Here is a 16838-nt window from a genome sequence, read left to right as displayed (position 1 = left end):
CGACCGTTCTCTTAAAGCGTTAACTCGCTCATAGTTTAGTGAACTACTGGGGAAGAGGGCGTTGGCGGATTTTTGTATCTCGCTGTTTCAGTTGTTAATTTTTTGTGCTTTTGAATTAATGCGATGGGAACAGTGTGAATAAAAAACACCCCGCGATGCGGGGCGTTTTGAGGATGTAAAAGCTGCGGTTTAACTTAGTCTTTATACTTTAAGCTGCCGTTGGCTTTGATTTCGTCATACCAGAGATTATGGTGCTGGATTGCCCAGTTTTCATCACAATAGCCTGACTTCATACACTCCATACCGCCTTCGCTCAATACGGTCGCCATCCAAATATGCACTATAGTAAAGGCAATCAAGATAATGGCGCTGATAGAGTGGATCAGCAGCGCGCCCATAGAGGCTTCGCGGGGTAAATCCAAGCCTGGCAATACCAACATGATGCCAGATACGCTGATGAATAAACCAAACAACATCAGGGTCCAGAACCACATTTTTTCACCGGCGTTAGCGAAACCACTGTCAGGGTGCTTACCTTTGAACGGGCCAAAGTTGATATAACCACCTACCACTAAAAACCATTTCAAATCATACATCTTGAAGGTTTGTAACGGCATCCATTTCACCACACATACAGCCCAAGCCGCGATAAAAATGGGACCTGCCCAATCGTGGATTGTTTTGCTGCCATAGATCAATGGCGCCCAAAGGTCGGGGCCTAACATTGGCTGTATGACATGCTTACCTAACATTATGGTTAGGCCGGTAAACATCAGTGCCAGACAGCTGCTCGCCATGATCCAATGGATCCACAGATCCGCCTTTGACCAGCGCGAAACCATCTTGCCTGAAAAGCCATGACTCAGTTTTGATGGACCATTCACCAGATAAAACAATAAGAAAGCACCAAACACACCTACCACGGCTAGCGCCATGACGGGGGTTAAGTATTCATTTCTCAGTTCTTTACCTTGGTTACCGGCAACGTTAATCAACACCCCAGTATCTATCCCTTTGGCAGTGGTATAGCCGGCATCGCCTGCTTTTACCGCTCGCCAAAGATCGGCATCGCTGGTTTGCGCTTTCGCCTGTTGTTGACTCGATTGCTGATCACTTGCGTGTACTGGGTTTGAGCTCATGACTGAACCTAATCCCAATCCCATGACGAGCACCAACAGAGCAAACAGACTGCGCAGTGATTTGTTTAACTGTTTGTTTAACATTTTCACTCCTTGCCAGAGGTTAGGGATTTCTCCCTAACCCTCGCTCTGCTTAGTTAATCTCACCTGTCTTGGGGTTGTAACCCCAAATCACGTTAGGATTGCCTCGAGAGGCCATACGTTGACGGTAAATGTTTGATACCACTTCCGCATCACCTGCGAGCAGCGCTTTAGTAGAACAAAGCTCAGCACACATAGGTAACTTGCCCTCAGCAATACGGTTGGCACCGTATTTTTTACGCTCAGCTTCGGAGAAGGTTTCTTCTGGGCCACCGGCACAGAAAGTACACTTGTCCATCTTGCCACGACTACCAAAGGCAGTCTTTTTCGGGAATTGCGGTGCACCAAATGGACAAGCATAGAAGCAATAACCACAACCGATACAAGTATCTTTGTTGTGTAGCACTATGCCGTCTTCGGTACGGTAGAAACAATCTGCCGGACATACGGCCATGCAGGGAGCGTCAGTACAGTGCATACAAGCCACTGAAATTGAGGCTTCGCCAGGTAGACCATCGTTGATCGTCACCACGCGGCGACGTTGAATTCCCCACTCGAGAGCGGAGTCGTTTTCGTTCTTACATGCAGTGACGCAACCGTTACACTCGATGCAGCGCTTGGTGTCACACAGAAATTTCATGACTGCCATAATGGCTTATCTCCTCATCAAGTAGGTTAGGCTTTGCTGATTTGGCATAGGCTGGACTTAGTTTCTTGCATCTGAGTCACAACGTCGTAGCCATAAGTTAAAATGGTGTTTGCAGATTCGCCTATCACGTAAGGCACAGTGCCTTCTGGATAGTTTTTCGCTAGGCTTTCGCCTTCAAACACCCCAGCAAAGTGGTATGGCATAAAACATTCACCGGCAATAACGCGCGGTGTAACCATAGCCTTAACCGTGATTTTGGCGCCTTCTGGACCATGAACAAAAACATTGTCACCGTCGCGAATACCGCGATCCGCTGCATCAGCAGGGTTCATTTCGATGAACATTTCTTGTTGTAGTTCAGCTAACCAAGGGTTAGAACGGGATTCTTCACCACCACCTTCATATTCCACTAGGCGGCCTGATGTGAGTGCCAATGGGAAGTCTTTAGCAAAATCCTTGTCTTGAATTGACTTATACAGTGTCGGTAAACGTGCAACCATACGATCTTCGTAGGTGGGGTATTTAGCGACTAAGTCACGACGAGGCGTGTAAAGTGGTTCGCGGTGGCGTGGAATATCGTCTGGGAATGTCCATACAATACAACGAGCTTTAGCGTTACCGTAAGGGATACAGCCGTGCTTGATAGCAACACGTTGGATACCGCCGGAAATGTCAGTTTTCCAGTTTTTGCCTTCGGCGTGTTTTTTCTCGTTTTCGGTCAGGTCATCCCACCAACCTAATTGCTTAAGCATATCGGCGGTAAATTCAGGATAGCCATCTTGGATCTCACTGCCTTTAGAGTAAGTACCTTCGGCAAGAATATTATTGCCTTCATGTTCCACACCATAGCGAGCACGGAAGTTGCCGCCACCGTCTTTCACATGTTTGGCTTCGTTATACAGAATCTGGGTACCAGGATGTTTCATCTCTGGAGTCCCCCAACAAGGCCAAGGTAAGCCGTAGGTTTCGCCTTTGGCAGGACCGCCGGGGGCTTCTAGGCTATCAGCATCAAAAGTACCCCAGTTTTCTTGGTGCATTTTTAAACGATCTGGGCTTTGTCCGGTATAACCGATAGTCCACATACCTGTGTTAAATTCGCGGGTGATATCTTCAATCAAAGGCTCTTCACCATTGACTTTAATATGCTTGAATAGCTCTTTATCTATACCCACTTTTTTGGCGAGTTTGTACATGATCACATGATCAGGCAGGGATTCGAACAGGGGTTCTATGACCTTAGAACGCCATTGTACTGAGCGGTTAGTCGCAGAGATTGAACCATAGGTTTCAAACTGGGTTGCCGCAGGAAGTAAATAAACCCCATCTTGACGTTGGTGCATAACACCCGCCATGGTTGGGAATGGATCGACAACGACGACGGTGTCCATTTTATTTAAAGCTTCACGCACTTCACGGCCACGGGTTTCAGTGTTGACCGATTGTCCCCAGAAGAACGCCAGACGAATATTGTCTTTTTGCGCTATCTTGGTTTTATCTTCTAACACGCCATCGTGCCAGCGCGAACAAGGAATACCCGCAGAGGTTTGCGGTTTTTGTCCTAGATATTCGCCTTGATCGAAACGGCTCGCTACCCAATTAGGGTCGAGATCCCACACATTATTCCAATGGGCCCAAGCGCCAGTCGTTAAACCGTAGTAACCCGGTAAGTTATCAAATAACAAACCAAAGTCGGTTGCGCCTTGCACGTTATCATGGCCGCGGAAAATGTTAGTGCCGCCGCCAGGTACACCCATGTTGCCTAAAGCGAGTTGTAACATGCAGTATGAACGGGTGTTAGAGTTACCCACGTGGTGCTGAGTGCCACCCATACACCAAATAATGGTGCCAGGTTTGGTTTCAGCCATCATTTTGGCGACGCGGTACATCTGCGCTTTTGGTACACCCGCAACCAGTTCAACTTCTTCTGGGGGGTATTTTTTCACTTCTTCGCGGATACGATCCATGCCATAGACACGGTGTTTGATAAACTCTTTATCTTCCCAGCCGTTTTCAAATATGTGCCATAACAGGCCATAAATGAAGGGGATGTCTGTGCCAGGACGGATATGCACGTACTCGTCAGATTTCGCTGCAGTACGGGTGAAACGTGGATCAACAACGATGATTTTGGCACCGCGTTCTTTACCAATCAAAATATGCTGCATGGCAACAGGATGTGCTTCACTGGGGTTTGCCCCAATAAACATGATGCACTTAGAGTTGCGAATATCGTTGATTGAGTTGGTTTGCGCACCGTAGCCCCAAGTGTTAGCAACACCGGCTACCGTGGTAGAGTGACAAATACGGGCAGAATGGTCGACGTTGTTCGTACCCCACAATGCCGCAAATTTGCGATATAAATAAGCTTGTTCGTTAGAGAACTTAGCGCTACCCATAAAGTAGACTGAATCTGGGCCTGACTCTTGACGAATTGAAGCCATTTTATCGCCGACTTCATTAATCGCTTGATCCCAAGAGATCTTTTTCCATTTTCCGCCTTCTAACTTCATGGGGTATTTCAGGCGTTTTTCGCCGTGACCATGTTCACGCAGTGCAGCACCTTTCGCGCAGTGACCGCCAGCGTTGAACGGGTGATCGAATGCGGGTTCTTGACCCGTCCATACACCATTTTGTACTTCTGCATACACACCACAACCTACGGCACAGTGAGAACAGATGGTACGTTTGACTTCGGTGGGAACATTATGGCCAATATCTTCTTGGGCCTGTGCTTTACGCATCATGCCTGTGCCCAGCATGGACGCCGCAGCGATCCCTCCTGTGGCAAGACTTGCCGATTTTAAGAATTGACGACGATTGAGACCCAGTGCTGGCGCTTTAGTTTCGACAACCTGGTCTGTTTTGCGGGTTAATCGCATCACACACTCTCCTCTATTTTAGTTTTAAAGCGACGCATAATAGCTACGAATATGGTCGGTTTCGCGGTAGTTCTCACTTTTAGGCTCTGTGGTCGCTGCCGTTTTTGTCGAAGCTAACGCTTGACTACTCACAGTGACCACTGCGCCTGCCGCACTGCCGAGTGCCAATGCTTTAAGCAATTGACGACGGCCCATGTCGGAAGCTGGCTTCTTCATAGTGTCTCCTTGTGTTACTGGATAAGGTGGTACAAACGGCTACCACCTCGGTTATTGTGGAAGCCTAAGCTTCCGTTATTGTTGCTAAGGTGAACATTAATCTCACCTTCGCAGTTTGAACTCATCTCTAACATTTACATTTAGCACGCACATGCCGCGCTATCACTCAGTTTAGTCTTAGTTCATTAACTCTACTGGTTTTGCTAAATCGCTGGTGGCTGGCTGTAAGTCTGCGCTGCCTGGGCAATTGACTGGAATATCTAAGCTTAATTGCTCAAAAGCACTGGCTTCCATTGCAAAAAACGCTTTTGCTAGCTGTGCAACCGTGGCGTAAAACGCCGCACTTGGCGCCTTGGCTAAATTGTCGCAAAAACGGCCAATCCAGCTGCCGATATGGCGTTGGTAAAAAGCCAATTGGCGATAACTTGGCGCTTCTAAAATCAGGGTTCCCATCACTTCACACAGTGCTGCAACGTGATCTTCGGGTTCCTTGACGTTGTCTTCGCGTTCAAACCCTAGTTGCATTAAGTCTTGGCGTAGCAATGCCAGTGGTTTATCCATCAATGAGCCCGTCATAAACCAGCTGCCGTAGGGCAGGATCTCACCGCAACCTACACCGAGGAAGAGGGCAAAATACTCGTCTTCTAGTTGTGCGCTGTTGAACTGCTGTGCGGCGAGTTGGAGTGATAACCAAGCTTTAGTCATCTCGTTGTCTTCATTGGCATCAATTTCAAGATTGGCCAAAAAGTGTAGCAGTTCAGGGCTTGGCTGACGGCGCAATAGGGCGGCTAACAGTTGATAGATATCGGCTCTCAACTGATCGTTTTCTGAAACTTGTCTTACTGATTCGGTCATAGCGGATCTCTTATCGCAGTTGCTTTTCAGGATCTTGAAGAATGTCTTCAAACATGTCTTTTACCCGGCAGTCGCCACACATTTTCAAGCGTTCAATATTGGCAGAAAATGCGCTGTGCGCGCCGACCATATCCAGCATCCGATGCACCATAGATTGGGTCGCAAAAGGAGAGCCGCAGCGAATACATTCGAAGGGGGCTTCTTCTTTCAGGGTGTGTTGTTGCTGACGGGCAGCTTTATCAAAGTTAATTTGTGGCGTAAGGCTTATCACTTTTTCAGGACACGCTGCCTCACATAAACCGCATTGCACGCAGTTTTGCTCGATGAAGTGTAGTGCAGGTTTGTCGCCACCATCTTGTAATGCCATCGTGGGACAAATTGCCACGCAGGACATACACATAGTGCACTTTTCTACATTCACACTGACTTTGCCAAAGGGAATATTGTTGAGGCTAAGGCAAGTATCAATTTCACCCGCTTGGCTATTGAGGTGGTCGATCGCTTCAAATAGCGTGTTGCGTTTAGTGGTCGAGGCAAATGCAGCGGGCACGATCACGGGCCAATCTAAGCTGATATCGAGCATCGAATCTAAATCGGCAAGCATGCTCGGGTCGATGAGGCTAATGCGTTGTGGCTGGCCCATTTCATCTAAAATGCTATTGGCTAACGACAGTTCGCCTTTAAGCATTTGCGTTAGGGTTGGCGCTGTTGCATCGGTGTTGAGGATCAGCACTTGGCGCGCGCCCCAAGCGAGAACTGACAACCAATGATCTACGCTAGCAACGGTAATTTCTTCGAGGGCAACGGGGATGATGTCGCCTGCTAAATCGTCGCTAATAAAGTTGGCGCCGACGGCATTATCGTGGAACAAGATCACTGGTGCGGTTTGTGCTTGCTCGCGGAAACGGCTAACGACTTTGTTCAGGTATGAATGCAAAGCTTGCGGCGTAGGTAAATCGTAACTGATAGCACCCGTCGGGCAAGCGCTGGTACAACTGCCTGCGCCGTGGCAAAGATATGGATCGATTTCAATTTTCTTTGCGACACTGCTGATCGCATCTGCTGGGCAGAAGTTGAGGCAACGATTACAGCCATTGATGCCATTGCGGTCGTGTGCACAGATATCTGGGTTAATTTTGACATAGCGCGGCTTATCAAATTGGCCGATGAGATCGGGAATTTGCGCGAGAGCATCTTCGAGTTTTTCTGCGTCTTGGCCTACGTAAAAATAGCCGGGTGGCAGCATTTCTAAGTTCAAACAAGCTGCGCTGCTCAAATCGAGCACGATATCGAAATGGGGTTTACGGATTGACACTAAACTGAGTTCGGCAGCACCATCTTGATGTTCAACACTGACTTGAAATTGGCCTAAAAAGCCTTTTACACCAATGAGTTTGTTGTAATAGCTTTCGACATCAGTTGCCGCTGCCATGACACGTTCTAGGTGTGCTTCATCTTGGCTGGTAATGGCTTCGTTGGCTAAAATCACCCTATGGGCCATAGTGGACAATTTGTCCGCGGCGAGGCGAGCCAGATCTTCTGGGCCAATAATAAGAACATTGCCTTCGGTGGTATAGCTGACAGTTGGCGGGATCAGATTCTGCAACATCTGAGTTTGCGTTAATACCTGTTGTCGCGCTTGTTTTAACGCTTCTTGGGTTTGATTGGTCATCAAATAAGTGCTCACATTGCGTTCCTGAACAGTACTTTGGCTGTTTCTTGTTTTACTGTATCTGGGCAGATTTAGGCGGCTGGTAATAAGTAAGTCATTGCCTTTTCTGCTTTTATCTAAGCTTTTTTATATCTTAGTACAGCAATTCACATACCAAAGTTACGGACATTAAAATTAGCTAAACTGACGTTAAACAACTCGGGTATGTGCCTGAGCTAAGGGCTCTGGTGCATTTTGGGGTAGGTCATCAGTCTCCCCATCCAAATTGTCCGTTATCGGCTCAACTGCCCATTCGATTTCGACTTCATTAGTCTCATGAGTTGTTGTTTTGCTTACATCAAGACCCGCGGATGGATTGCTTTCTTCAGCTTGTTGCTTGGCTAAAGCTGATTCTTCATCCGAGATCTCACTGTCTTCGGCTATGTAACGGAAGACTTTTTGCATCAATTCAGCTGAGACTTCTGCACTGAGTTTCGGTTGATTACTGTAATCGAGTGCATATTCCAAAAGCCCATCTATCTCGTTGAAATGCGGTTGTTTCCACAGTGCACGTAGCGCTGCAGATTTAGCCGCAGGGTCAACATTGGCGCCCATAAAACTTGCAAAGCTGCCGCCTATTTCAATTTCGTCGGGATTGGGTAAATCCGCTGCAGTGAGGATGCGATTAGGATCGTCATGCTCTGCAGTATTAGGTTCAAAGGCTGACTCTGTGGGTTGAAGCTGCTCAACTGCCATAGTGGGCTCGGCTACGATGGTCTCCAGAGGTGTGGTTTCCCCGTCAGCTCGCGCTTCCTCTGCTGCAACTTGTTCGCGCCGTTGGTTCCAGCGACTCAGTAGCCCGCCTGTTTTTTGTATGGATTCAGCCATTAGTCCCTCCGTAATGGATCGTGACTCGGGCCTTGATTATTACGGCCATCGACATGTTTACGGCGATGAGCGGCAATTTCGACTTCACCATATTGGGTGATAAAGGCTTCAATCCAACAAGCGATAGCTTTTGGCATCAATAAGTTGAGGACTGGGGTATTGCCCTCAAGACAACCCGCCGCGACATTCTGATCCGCCGATAATGCCGCCGGTATCCAAGTGCCATCGGCCGTTTCATCACATACTAAATACAGCATGGCGTTATCTAAATCGAGATTGAGGCGATAGCTGGCGCGTTCGTCTTTGTGCAGTTCGAGTAGCACTAAGGTTGCATCGTCTGGGGCTTGATGGGTGGCGGGAAGTAGGTGATCAATTTCCCATTGTACTGAGGTCCAGCGGCCAACTTGCTTCTCTACTTTCTTGAGTGAAACGTACATAGGCCAAACACTAGTTGTATGTTGCATTGTCTCTCCGTCTCAGCCGTGTTGATGGACAAACCGTAGAGTGAACGGTTCGGTTTTACCAACAAATTGCGATAAAAGGTCACTGCAATATTGGTGCCAGTAAACATAGTGGATTAGTTTGAGCTAGATCATCAAAAACACCCTATAAATTGGACATTTTGTCCAGTACAGGATTTTGTTTGGGACATAAAAGGGCTAATGAAAAATCAGCATTGCGGCAGATCACGCATTTAACCCCAATTTTTATGTCTAGGTATAAATATTGCTATGCTCTGGCCATGACTCGTTAAGCGGTAACATTATGATCTCTGAAAATATCACTATTCCTGATAACAACATGAGCACAGATAGCGAAATAGCGGCAGCCAATCCTTCTCAAAAAACTCAGCATCAGTGTTCTTTTGTGAGAACTCAAGTGGAAGTACCGCTAACCATTGCTGTAAAAGCAGTGAATGAAGCCGGGGAAGTGTTGGATAAATTTGTCGCCTGCGAACGTCCGCTTACCGTGTATTTGAACTGGCGACCAATAGTGACACTTATGACCCTAGGGGCGAAACCTGAGTCACTGGCGTTAGGTTATCTTAAGAACCAAGGCTTTATTTCGGATGTCAGTCTATTGGACTCGGTTATTGTCGATTGGGATGTGAGTTCTGCAGCCGTGGTTACCCGTGAACAAACCGCCGATCTGGATGAGAAACTCTCCGAAAAAACGGTGACATCAGGCTGTGGTCAAGGCACGGTTTATGGCAGTTTTATGCAAGATTTAGACGGCATCAATTTACCAACGCCAAGTCTTAAGCAAAGCACCCTTTATAGCTTATTGAAAAATATCAACGAATATAATGAAACCTATAAAAATGCGGGTGCTGTGCACGGTTGTGGCTTGTGCGAAGACGATAAAATTATGGCTTTCGTCGAGGATGTTGGCCGTCATAATGCCGTAGATACTTTGGCTGGGGATATGTGGCTGACTCAGGATCGCGGTGATAATAAGATATTTTATACCACTGGCCGCTTAACTTCGGAAATGGTGATTAAAGTCGCCAAAATGGGGATCCCTATATTGCTATCACGCAGTGGCGTGACTCAGATGGGCTTAGCACTAGCGCAGCAGTTGGGTATTACTATTATTGCCCGCGCGAAAGGCCGTCACTTTTTGGTGTACCACGGCAGTGAAAATCTGCAGTTTGATGCCAATACGGCTCCTTAGCCCCAAGTTAGCTAAGACAGTAATGCTAAGACTTACATGCAGTAACGAAGAATAAGACAAGGAAACAAGATGACGTCTGCCAGTGAATTGGTCTACATGAGCGCGAAGCAAGTGGCCGAGTATTTAGATCTTAATGAGAAAAAAGTCTACGCCATGGCTAATGACAGAATTCTCCCCGCCACTAAAATCACCGGTAAATGGCTATTTCCGAAAGTGTTAATCGACCGTTGGGTAATGGATTCTTGCCACAGTGGCATGCTGACCGACCGTTTATTGATCACTGGTAGTGACGATCCACTATTATCTATGCTGGTGGCGCGTTTGATGGCGCAAGTTGGTAGCCGTGAGTTGATAAGCTACAGCGCAACAGGTTCACGTTTAGGGTTAGAGTTGCTTGCTAAAGGTTATGCCGATGTGTGCACCTTACACTGGGGTAGCATGGAGGATAGAAATATTCGCCACCCAGCTTTACTTAAAGGTTATAACAACCATCAACAATGGATCATGGTGCATGGTTACTCCCGTCAGCAAGGGTTGATCATGCGTGCCGATATGCACCACAGATGCCAAGAAGAAGATAAAGTCGTGAACTTGCCTTGGCGTTGGGTGAGTCGTCAGGGGGGCGCAGGTAGCCAACAGCACTTAGAGCATTGGTTGTTAAAGCAAGGTGCTCGCTTAGATCAACTTAATGTCGTGCTAACTGCCTATAGTGAACGCGAGTTGGCGGGTTATATCGCTAGGGGGGATGCCGATATTGGTTTTGGTTGTCAATCTGTGGCTTTGGAAAGTGGTTTAAGTTTCGTGCCGCTGATTAAAGAGTCTTTCGATTTCGTTATGCCGCAAAGCATTTACTTCCGTCGTCAACTTCAACAACTTTTTACTATGTTGGCGAGCGGTCACTCGAGGCAAATGGCGGCACTACTTGGTGGCTATGATCTTACCGACTGCGGACAACTGCTATGGAGTGCGAGCTAATCCACTCAACTCGGTAATGGATTAAGGTGAATAGAGTTGAATGGTCTCTGAATTACTTATTACTGCTACTACATGCTGATATCTAATGTAGCCAGTTACTAACGAATAAGTATCAAAGAGACCCTCTTTATATTGCTGATTACGTTGTTTCGACTTTCTATGGTGGGTTGATGGGAGGCAACTACTATATATAGGTAAAGTATCTTCATCGCCAAATACACTCAGAGTGCCATCTTCTTCTGTTGTTCCCCGTCATTCTCCCATAAACGACTCCATATCAAAGTGGAGGTGAGATATTCCGGTTCGAGCAGCCGTTATTCTCATTTAAATCTGATAGCATTCATGCTCATGATCCCTTTGTCTTGATACTGTACGCTGGCAATCAATTGGGCCAAATTACAGATAAAGCGCTATTTTGTGGATAACTTTGGGGGTAAGTGGTGGGTATCTTGTGGCTAGATTAGATAATTAGAATTAACTGCAAATTTACTGAAAATAGGGGTTGCGCAAAATCTCCTGCTGCCTATAATGCGCATCCACTGACACGGCAGACAGCGAAAGCCAGCTGACGAGTTAAGTTGAATTGATTAGCTTTTAAGCACTTAATTCAAGCGCAGCAAGAAGTTGTAAAAAACTCCTTGACGCGAAACGGGAAATGCGTAAAATGCACGACCCTGAGCTGATGAAGCATCAGCACGACCCGCCGGCAACGGTATGTGGTCAACGCTCTTTAACAAGATAAAACAAGAAATCTGTGTGGACACTCACAGGTGTTGAGTTAATCGAAACTGCTTAACCTTCGGGTTGGCAGTCAAAATTTAAATCAATGTAACAATGAGTGTTCATAGTAATATGTACAGTTTGTTTCTTTTAGCGAGAAACAAAAAATCAGAATTCATTGAGCCGCTGAAGTCGCAAGACGGAAGCAACAAAACTTTAATTGAAGAGTTTGATCATGGCTCAGATTGAACGCTGGCGGCAGGCCTAACACATGCAAGTCGAGCGGCAGCACAAGGGAGTTTACTTCTGAGGTGGCGAGCGGCGGACGGGTGAGTAATGCCTAGGGATCTGCCCAGTCGAGGGGGATAACAGTTGGAAACGACTGCTAATACCGCATACGCCCTACGGGGGAAAGGAGGGGACCTTCGGGCCTTCCGCGATTGGATGAACCTAGGTGGGATTAGCTAGTTGGTGAGGTAATGGCTCACCAAGGCGACGATCCCTAGCTGTTCTGAGAGGATGATCAGCCACACTGGGACTGAGACACGGCCCAGACTCCTACGGGAGGCAGCAGTGGGGAATATTGCACAATGGGGAAACCCTGATGCAGCCATGCCGCGTGTGTGAAGAAGGCCTTCGGGTTGTAAAGCACTTTCAGTAGGGAGGAAAGGATGTAGTTTAATACGCTATATCTGTGACGTTACCTACAGAAGAAGGACCGGCTAACTCCGTGCCAGCAGCCGCGGTAATACGGAGGGTCCGAGCGTTAATCGGAATTACTGGGCGTAAAGCGTGCGCAGGCGGTTTGTTAAGCGAGATGTGAAAGCCCTGGGCTCAACCTAGGAATAGCATTTCGAACTGGCGAACTAGAGTCTTGTAGAGGGGGGTAGAATTCCAGGTGTAGCGGTGAAATGCGTAGAGATCTGGAGGAATACCGGTGGCGAAGGCGGCCCCCTGGACAAAGACTGACGCTCATGCACGAAAGCGTGGGGAGCAAACAGGATTAGATACCCTGGTAGTCCACGCCGTAAACGATGTCTACTCGGAGTTTGGTGTCTTGAACACTGGGCTCTCAAGCTAACGCATTAAGTAGACCGCACGGGAGTACGGCCGCAAGGTTAAAACTCAAATGAATTGACGGGGGGCCCGCACAAGCGGTGGAGCATGTGGTTTAATTCGATGCAACGCGAAGAACCTTACCTACTCTTGACATCCACGGAATTCGCTAGAGATAGCTTAGTGCCTTCGGGAACCGTGAGACAGGTGCTGCATGGCTGTCGTCAGCTCGTGTTGTGAAATGTTGGGTTAAGTCCCGCAACGAGCGCAACCCCTATCCTTATTTGCCAGCACGTAATGGTGGGAACTCTAGGGAGACTGCCGGTGATAAACCGGAGGAAGGTGGGGACGACGTCAAGTCATCATGGCCCTTACGAGTAGGGCTACACACGTGCTACAATGGCGAGTACAGAGGGTTGCAAAGCCGCGAGGTGGAGCTAATCTCACAAAGCTCGTCGTAGTCCGGATTGGAGTCTGCAACTCGACTCCATGAAGTCGGAATCGCTAGTAATCGTGGATCAGAATGCCACGGTGAATACGTTCCGGGCCTTGTACACACCGCCCGTCACACCATGGGAGTGGGCTGCAAAAGAAGTGGGTAGCTTAACCTTCGGGGGGCGCTCACCACTTTGTGGTTCATGACTGGGGTGAAGTCGTAACAAGGTAGCCCTAGGGGAACACGGGGCTGGATCACCTCCTTACCTATACGACTAACTTAATGTTTGTTGAGTGTTCACACAGATTGCTTGTTTAGCTTCTCTTAGGAGAAGTCAGAGCTAAATGCGCCGCGAGCCGGTACGCATTGTTCTTTAACAATTTGGAAAGCTGATAGTATTTAATTGCATGAGTCTGTCATGTGATTAATTACAAAACGTTTAATGCGAAAGCATTGAACATGAGTTCTCAAACACTTTATTAAGTGTCTTGAATATTCAAAAAGTAAATTATTCTTTATTGAATAGTTTACGTCTAAGGCGCGTCCACTTCTTTGGTCAGAAGTGAGACAAGTAAAACCAAGCTGGTCGCAATGCGACTCAGGTGAGTGAAACTCATTTGGGTTGTATGGTTAAGCGACTAAGCGTATACGGTGGATGCCTTGGCAGTCAGAGGCGATGAAGGACGTAGTAACTTGCGAAAAGCGTTGGCGAGCTAGTAACAAGCATTTGAGCTAACGATGTCCGAATGGGGGAACCCAGCAGCATAAGCTGTTATCGCAACATGAATACATAGTGTTGCGAGGCGAACGAGGGGAACTGAAACATCTAAGTACCCTTAGGAAAAGAAATCAACCGAGATTCCCCTAGTAGCGGCGAGCGAACGGGGATTAGCCCTTAAGTCAGTGGGGTGTTAGTGGAATGCGTTGGAAAGCGCAGCGGCACAGGGTGATAGCCCCGTACATGAAAACTAACCATTGATGAAAACGAGTAAGGCGGGACACGTGACATCCTGTTTGAATATGGGGGGACCATCCTCCAAGGCTAAATACTCCTGACTGACCGATAGTGAACCAGTACCGTGAGGGAAAGGCGAAAAGAACCCCTGTGAGGGGAGTGAAATAGAACCTGAAACCGTATACGTACAAGCAGTGGGAGCGGTTCTTGAGACCGTGACTGCGTACCTTTTGTATAATGGGTCAGCGACTTACATTTTGTAGCGAGGTTAAGCGAATAGCGGAGCCGTAGGGAAACCGAGTGTTAACTGCGCGTTTAGTTGCAAGGTGTAGACCCGAAACCCGGTGATCTAGCCATGGGCAGGTTGAAGGTTGAGTAACATCAACTGGAGGACCGAACCGACTAATGTTGAAAAATTAGCGGATGACTTGTGGCTGGGGGTGAAAGGCCAATCAAACCGGGAGATATCTGGTTCTCCTCGAAAGCTATTTAGGTAGCGCCTCGAGCGAATACCATTGGGGTAGAGCACTGTTAAGGCTAGGGGGTCATCCCGACTTACCAACCCTTTGCAAACTCCGAATACCAATGAGTACTACTCGGGAGACAGACGGCGGGTGCTAACGTCCGTCGTCAAAAGGGAAACAACCCAGACCGTCAGCTAAGGTCCCAAAGTACTAGCTAAGTGGGAAACGATGTGGGAAGGCTTAGACAGCTAGGATGTTGGCTTAGAAGCAGCCATCATTTAAAGAAAGCGTAATAGCTCACTAGTCGAGTCGGCCTGCGCGGAAGATGTAACGGGGGCTAAGCTAGTCACCGAAGCTACGGGTGCACAGTTTACTGTGCGCGGTAGAGGAGCGTTCTGTAAGCCGTTGAAGGTGAAGGGGTAACCCACGCTGGAGGTATCAGAAGTGCGAATGCTGACATGAGTAACGATAAAGGGGGTGAAAAACCCCCTCGCCGAAAGACCAAGGGTTCCTGTCCAACGTTAATCGGGGCAGGGTGAGTCGACCCCTAAGGTGAGGCCGAAAGGCGTAATCGATGGGAAACAGATTAATATTTCTGTACTTCCGCTAACTGCGATGGAGAGACGGAGAAGGCTAGGCTAGCGCGGCGTTGGTAGTCCGCGTTTAAGGTGGTAGGTGGTGTTCTTAGGCAAATCCGGGGGACACGTACTTTAATGTACACACTGAGAGCTGATGACGAGGTCCTAAGGGACTGAAGTAGTTGATGCCATGCTTCCGGGGAAAATCTTCTAAGCTTCAGGTTAGTGGGAATCGTACCCCCAAACCGACACAGGTGGTCGGGTAGAGAATACCAAGGCGCTTGAGAGAACTCGGCTGAAGGAACTAGGCAAAATGGTACCGTAACTTCGGGAGAAGGTACGCTCCTGTTGGTGATGAGACTTGCTCTCTAAGCTGACGGGAGTCGCAGATACCAGGTGGCTGCAACTGTTTATCAAAAACACAGCACTGTGCAAACTCGCAAGAGGAAGTATACGGTGTGACGCCTGCCCGGTGCCGGAAGGTTAATTGATTGGGTTATCGCAAGAGAAGCTCATGATCGAAGCCCCGTAAACGGCGGCCGTAACTATAACGGTCCTAAGGTAGCGAAATTCCTTGTCGGGTAAGTTCCGACCTGCACGAATGGCGTAATGATGGCCACGCTGTCTCCAGCCGAGACTCAGTGAAGTTGAAATTGCGGTGAAGATGCCGTATACCCGCGGCTAGACGGAAAGACCCCGTGAACCTTTACTATAGCTTGGCACTGAACATTGAACCTACATGTGTAGGATAGGTGGGAGACTTTGAAGTTGTGACGCTAGTCATGATGGAGTCGTCCTTGAAATACCACCCTTGTAGTTTTGATGTTCTAACCTAGGTCCCTTATCGGGATTAGGGACAGTGCACAGTGGGTAGTTTGACTGGGGCGGTCTCCTCCCAAAGAGTAACGGAGGAGCACGAAGGTTGGCTAAGTACGGTCGGACATCGTACGGTTAGTGCAATGGCATAAGCCAGCTTAACTGCGAGACATACACGTCGAGCAGGTACGAAAAGTAGGTCATAGTGATCCGGTGGTTCTGAATGGAAGGGCCATCGCTCAACGGATAAAAGGTACTCCGGGGGATAACAGGCTGATACCGCCCAAGAGTTCATATCGACGGCGGTGTTTGGCACCTCGATGTCGGCTCATCACATCCACGGGGCTGAAGTCGGTCCCAAGGGTATGGCTGTTCGCCATTTAAAGTGGTACGCGAGCTGGGTTCAGAACGTCGTGAGACAGTTCGGTCCCTATCTGCCGTGGGCGTTGGATGATTGAAGGGAGCTGCTCCTAGTACGAGAGGACCGGAGTGGACGAACCGCTGGTGTTCGGGTTGTCATGCCAATGGCATTGCCCGGTAGCTACGTTCGGAATCGATAACCGCTGAAAGCATCTAAGCGGGAAGCGAGCCCTAAGATGAGTCATCCCTAGGAATTTAATTCCTCTAAAGAGCCGTTCGAGACTAGGACGTTGATAGGCATGGTGTGTAAGCGTTGTGAGGCGTTGAGCTAACATGTACTAATGACTCGAGAGGCTTAACCATACAACCCAGATGGGTTTTACTGAAAATGTTCCAGACATTTTCTAGCACTTCCTCCTTCCATGGAGGTCGTACGAAAGCCTTAG

At 48.1% G+C, this 16838-nt stretch carries 10 protein-coding genes and 2 rRNA genes; 4 read left to right on the top strand and 8 right to left on the bottom strand.

Annotated elements, in window-relative coordinates; genetic code table 11:
• Positions 1-194: 194 nt before the first annotated feature.
• The 8 genes from HQQ92_RS20900 to HQQ92_RS20865 form a co-directional block, all read right to left on the bottom strand.
• On the bottom strand, positions 195-1223 hold the full coding sequence (locus HQQ92_RS20900; RefSeq protein WP_113940318.1) for a formate dehydrogenase subunit gamma: 1029 nt from the start codon (positions 1221-1223) through the stop codon (positions 195-197).
• A 49-nt stretch (positions 1224-1272) separates the two neighbouring features.
• Complete coding sequence (fdh3B, locus tag HQQ92_RS20895) at positions 1273-1869, bottom strand: formate dehydrogenase FDH3 subunit beta (protein WP_006083566.1); 597 nt, start codon at positions 1867-1869, stop codon at positions 1273-1275.
• Between the two features lie 26 nt (positions 1870-1895).
• Positions 1896-4748, bottom strand: a complete 2853-nt coding sequence (locus HQQ92_RS20890) for a formate dehydrogenase subunit alpha (RefSeq protein ID WP_173248749.1) — start codon at positions 4746-4748, stop codon at positions 1896-1898.
• Between the two features lie 24 nt (positions 4749-4772).
• Positions 4773-4964, bottom strand: a complete 192-nt coding sequence (locus tag HQQ92_RS20885) for a twin-arginine translocation signal domain-containing protein (RefSeq protein ID WP_113940320.1) — start codon at positions 4962-4964, stop codon at positions 4773-4775.
• Positions 4965-5141: 177 nt separating this feature from the next.
• A complete protein-coding gene (locus HQQ92_RS20880) occupies positions 5142-5819 on the bottom strand; it encodes a molecular chaperone (protein WP_113940321.1) in 678 nt (225 codons plus the stop codon).
• A gap of 10 nt (positions 5820-5829) precedes the next feature.
• A complete protein-coding gene (locus HQQ92_RS20875; RefSeq protein WP_173248747.1) occupies positions 5830-7491 on the bottom strand; it encodes a 4Fe-4S binding protein in 1662 nt (553 codons plus the stop codon).
• 189 nt (positions 7492-7680) lie between these two features.
• Complete coding sequence (locus HQQ92_RS20870; protein ID WP_173248124.1) at positions 7681-8358, bottom strand: DUF3306 domain-containing protein; 678 nt, start codon at positions 8356-8358, stop codon at positions 7681-7683.
• Complete coding sequence (locus HQQ92_RS20865; protein WP_105250549.1) at positions 8358-8822, bottom strand: DUF3305 domain-containing protein; 465 nt, start codon at positions 8820-8822, stop codon at positions 8358-8360. The genes HQQ92_RS20870 and HQQ92_RS20865 overlap by 1 nt, the downstream gene beginning before the upstream one ends.
• A 337-nt stretch (positions 8823-9159) precedes the next feature.
• Between HQQ92_RS20865 and HQQ92_RS20860 the strand changes: the two genes are divergently transcribed.
• From HQQ92_RS20860 to HQQ92_RS20845, 4 genes are all read left to right on the top strand, one after another.
• Positions 9160-10032, top strand: coding sequence for a formate dehydrogenase accessory sulfurtransferase FdhD (locus HQQ92_RS20860; RefSeq protein WP_113940335.1), 873 nt, complete (start codon positions 9160-9162; stop codon positions 10030-10032).
• Between the two features lie 69 nt (positions 10033-10101).
• Positions 10102-11007 carry a helix-turn-helix transcriptional regulator gene (locus HQQ92_RS20855; RefSeq protein WP_006083558.1) on the top strand — a complete coding sequence of 302 codons (906 nt, stop codon included), beginning with the start codon at positions 10102-10104 and terminating at the stop codon, positions 11005-11007.
• Between the two features lie 937 nt (positions 11008-11944).
• Positions 11945-13484 (top strand): 16S ribosomal RNA (locus HQQ92_RS20850).
• Positions 13485-13847: 363 nt separating this feature from the next.
• Positions 13848-16755: ribosomal RNA gene (locus HQQ92_RS20845) — 23S ribosomal RNA — on the top strand.
• The 16S and 23S rRNA genes sit together here, the layout of an rRNA operon.
• Positions 16756-16838 lie beyond the last annotated feature (83 nt).

The organism is Shewanella sp. DC2-4 (assembly GCF_013248875.1).
Classification (GTDB): domain Bacteria; phylum Pseudomonadota; class Gammaproteobacteria; order Enterobacterales; family Shewanellaceae; genus Shewanella; species Shewanella oncorhynchi.
Note: the sequence above shows the minus strand (reverse complement) of the source record. Positions and strands in the feature narration are given on the sequence as shown.

Excerpts from the sequence above, each read along its gene's own strand:
- HQQ92_RS20900 (WP_113940318.1), bottom strand. The coding sequence starts at position 1,223 with ATGTTAAACAAACAGTTAAACAAATCACTGCGCAGTCTGTTTGCTCTG.
- fdh3B (WP_006083566.1), bottom strand. The coding sequence starts at position 1,869 with ATGGCAGTCATGAAATTTCTGTGTGACACCAAGCGCTGCATCGAGTGT.
- HQQ92_RS20890 (WP_173248749.1), bottom strand. The coding sequence starts at position 4,748 with ATGCGATTAACCCGCAAAACAGACCAGGTTGTCGAAACTAAAGCGCCA.
- HQQ92_RS20885 (WP_113940320.1), bottom strand. The coding sequence starts at position 4,964 with ATGAAGAAGCCAGCTTCCGACATGGGCCGTCGTCAATTGCTTAAAGCA.
- HQQ92_RS20880 (WP_113940321.1), bottom strand. The coding sequence starts at position 5,819 with ATGACCGAATCAGTAAGACAAGTTTCAGAAAACGATCAGTTGAGAGCC.
- HQQ92_RS20875 (WP_173248747.1), bottom strand. The coding sequence starts at position 7,491 with ATGACCAATCAAACCCAAGAAGCGTTAAAACAAGCGCGACAACAGGTA.
- HQQ92_RS20870 (WP_173248124.1), bottom strand. The coding sequence starts at position 8,358 with ATGGCTGAATCCATACAAAAAACAGGCGGGCTACTGAGTCGCTGGAAC.
- HQQ92_RS20865 (WP_105250549.1), bottom strand. The coding sequence starts at position 8,822 with ATGCAACATACAACTAGTGTTTGGCCTATGTACGTTTCACTCAAGAAA.
- HQQ92_RS20860 (WP_113940335.1), top strand. The coding sequence starts at position 9,160 with ATGAGCACAGATAGCGAAATAGCGGCAGCCAATCCTTCTCAAAAAACT.
- HQQ92_RS20855 (WP_006083558.1), top strand. The coding sequence starts at position 10,102 with ATGACGTCTGCCAGTGAATTGGTCTACATGAGCGCGAAGCAAGTGGCC.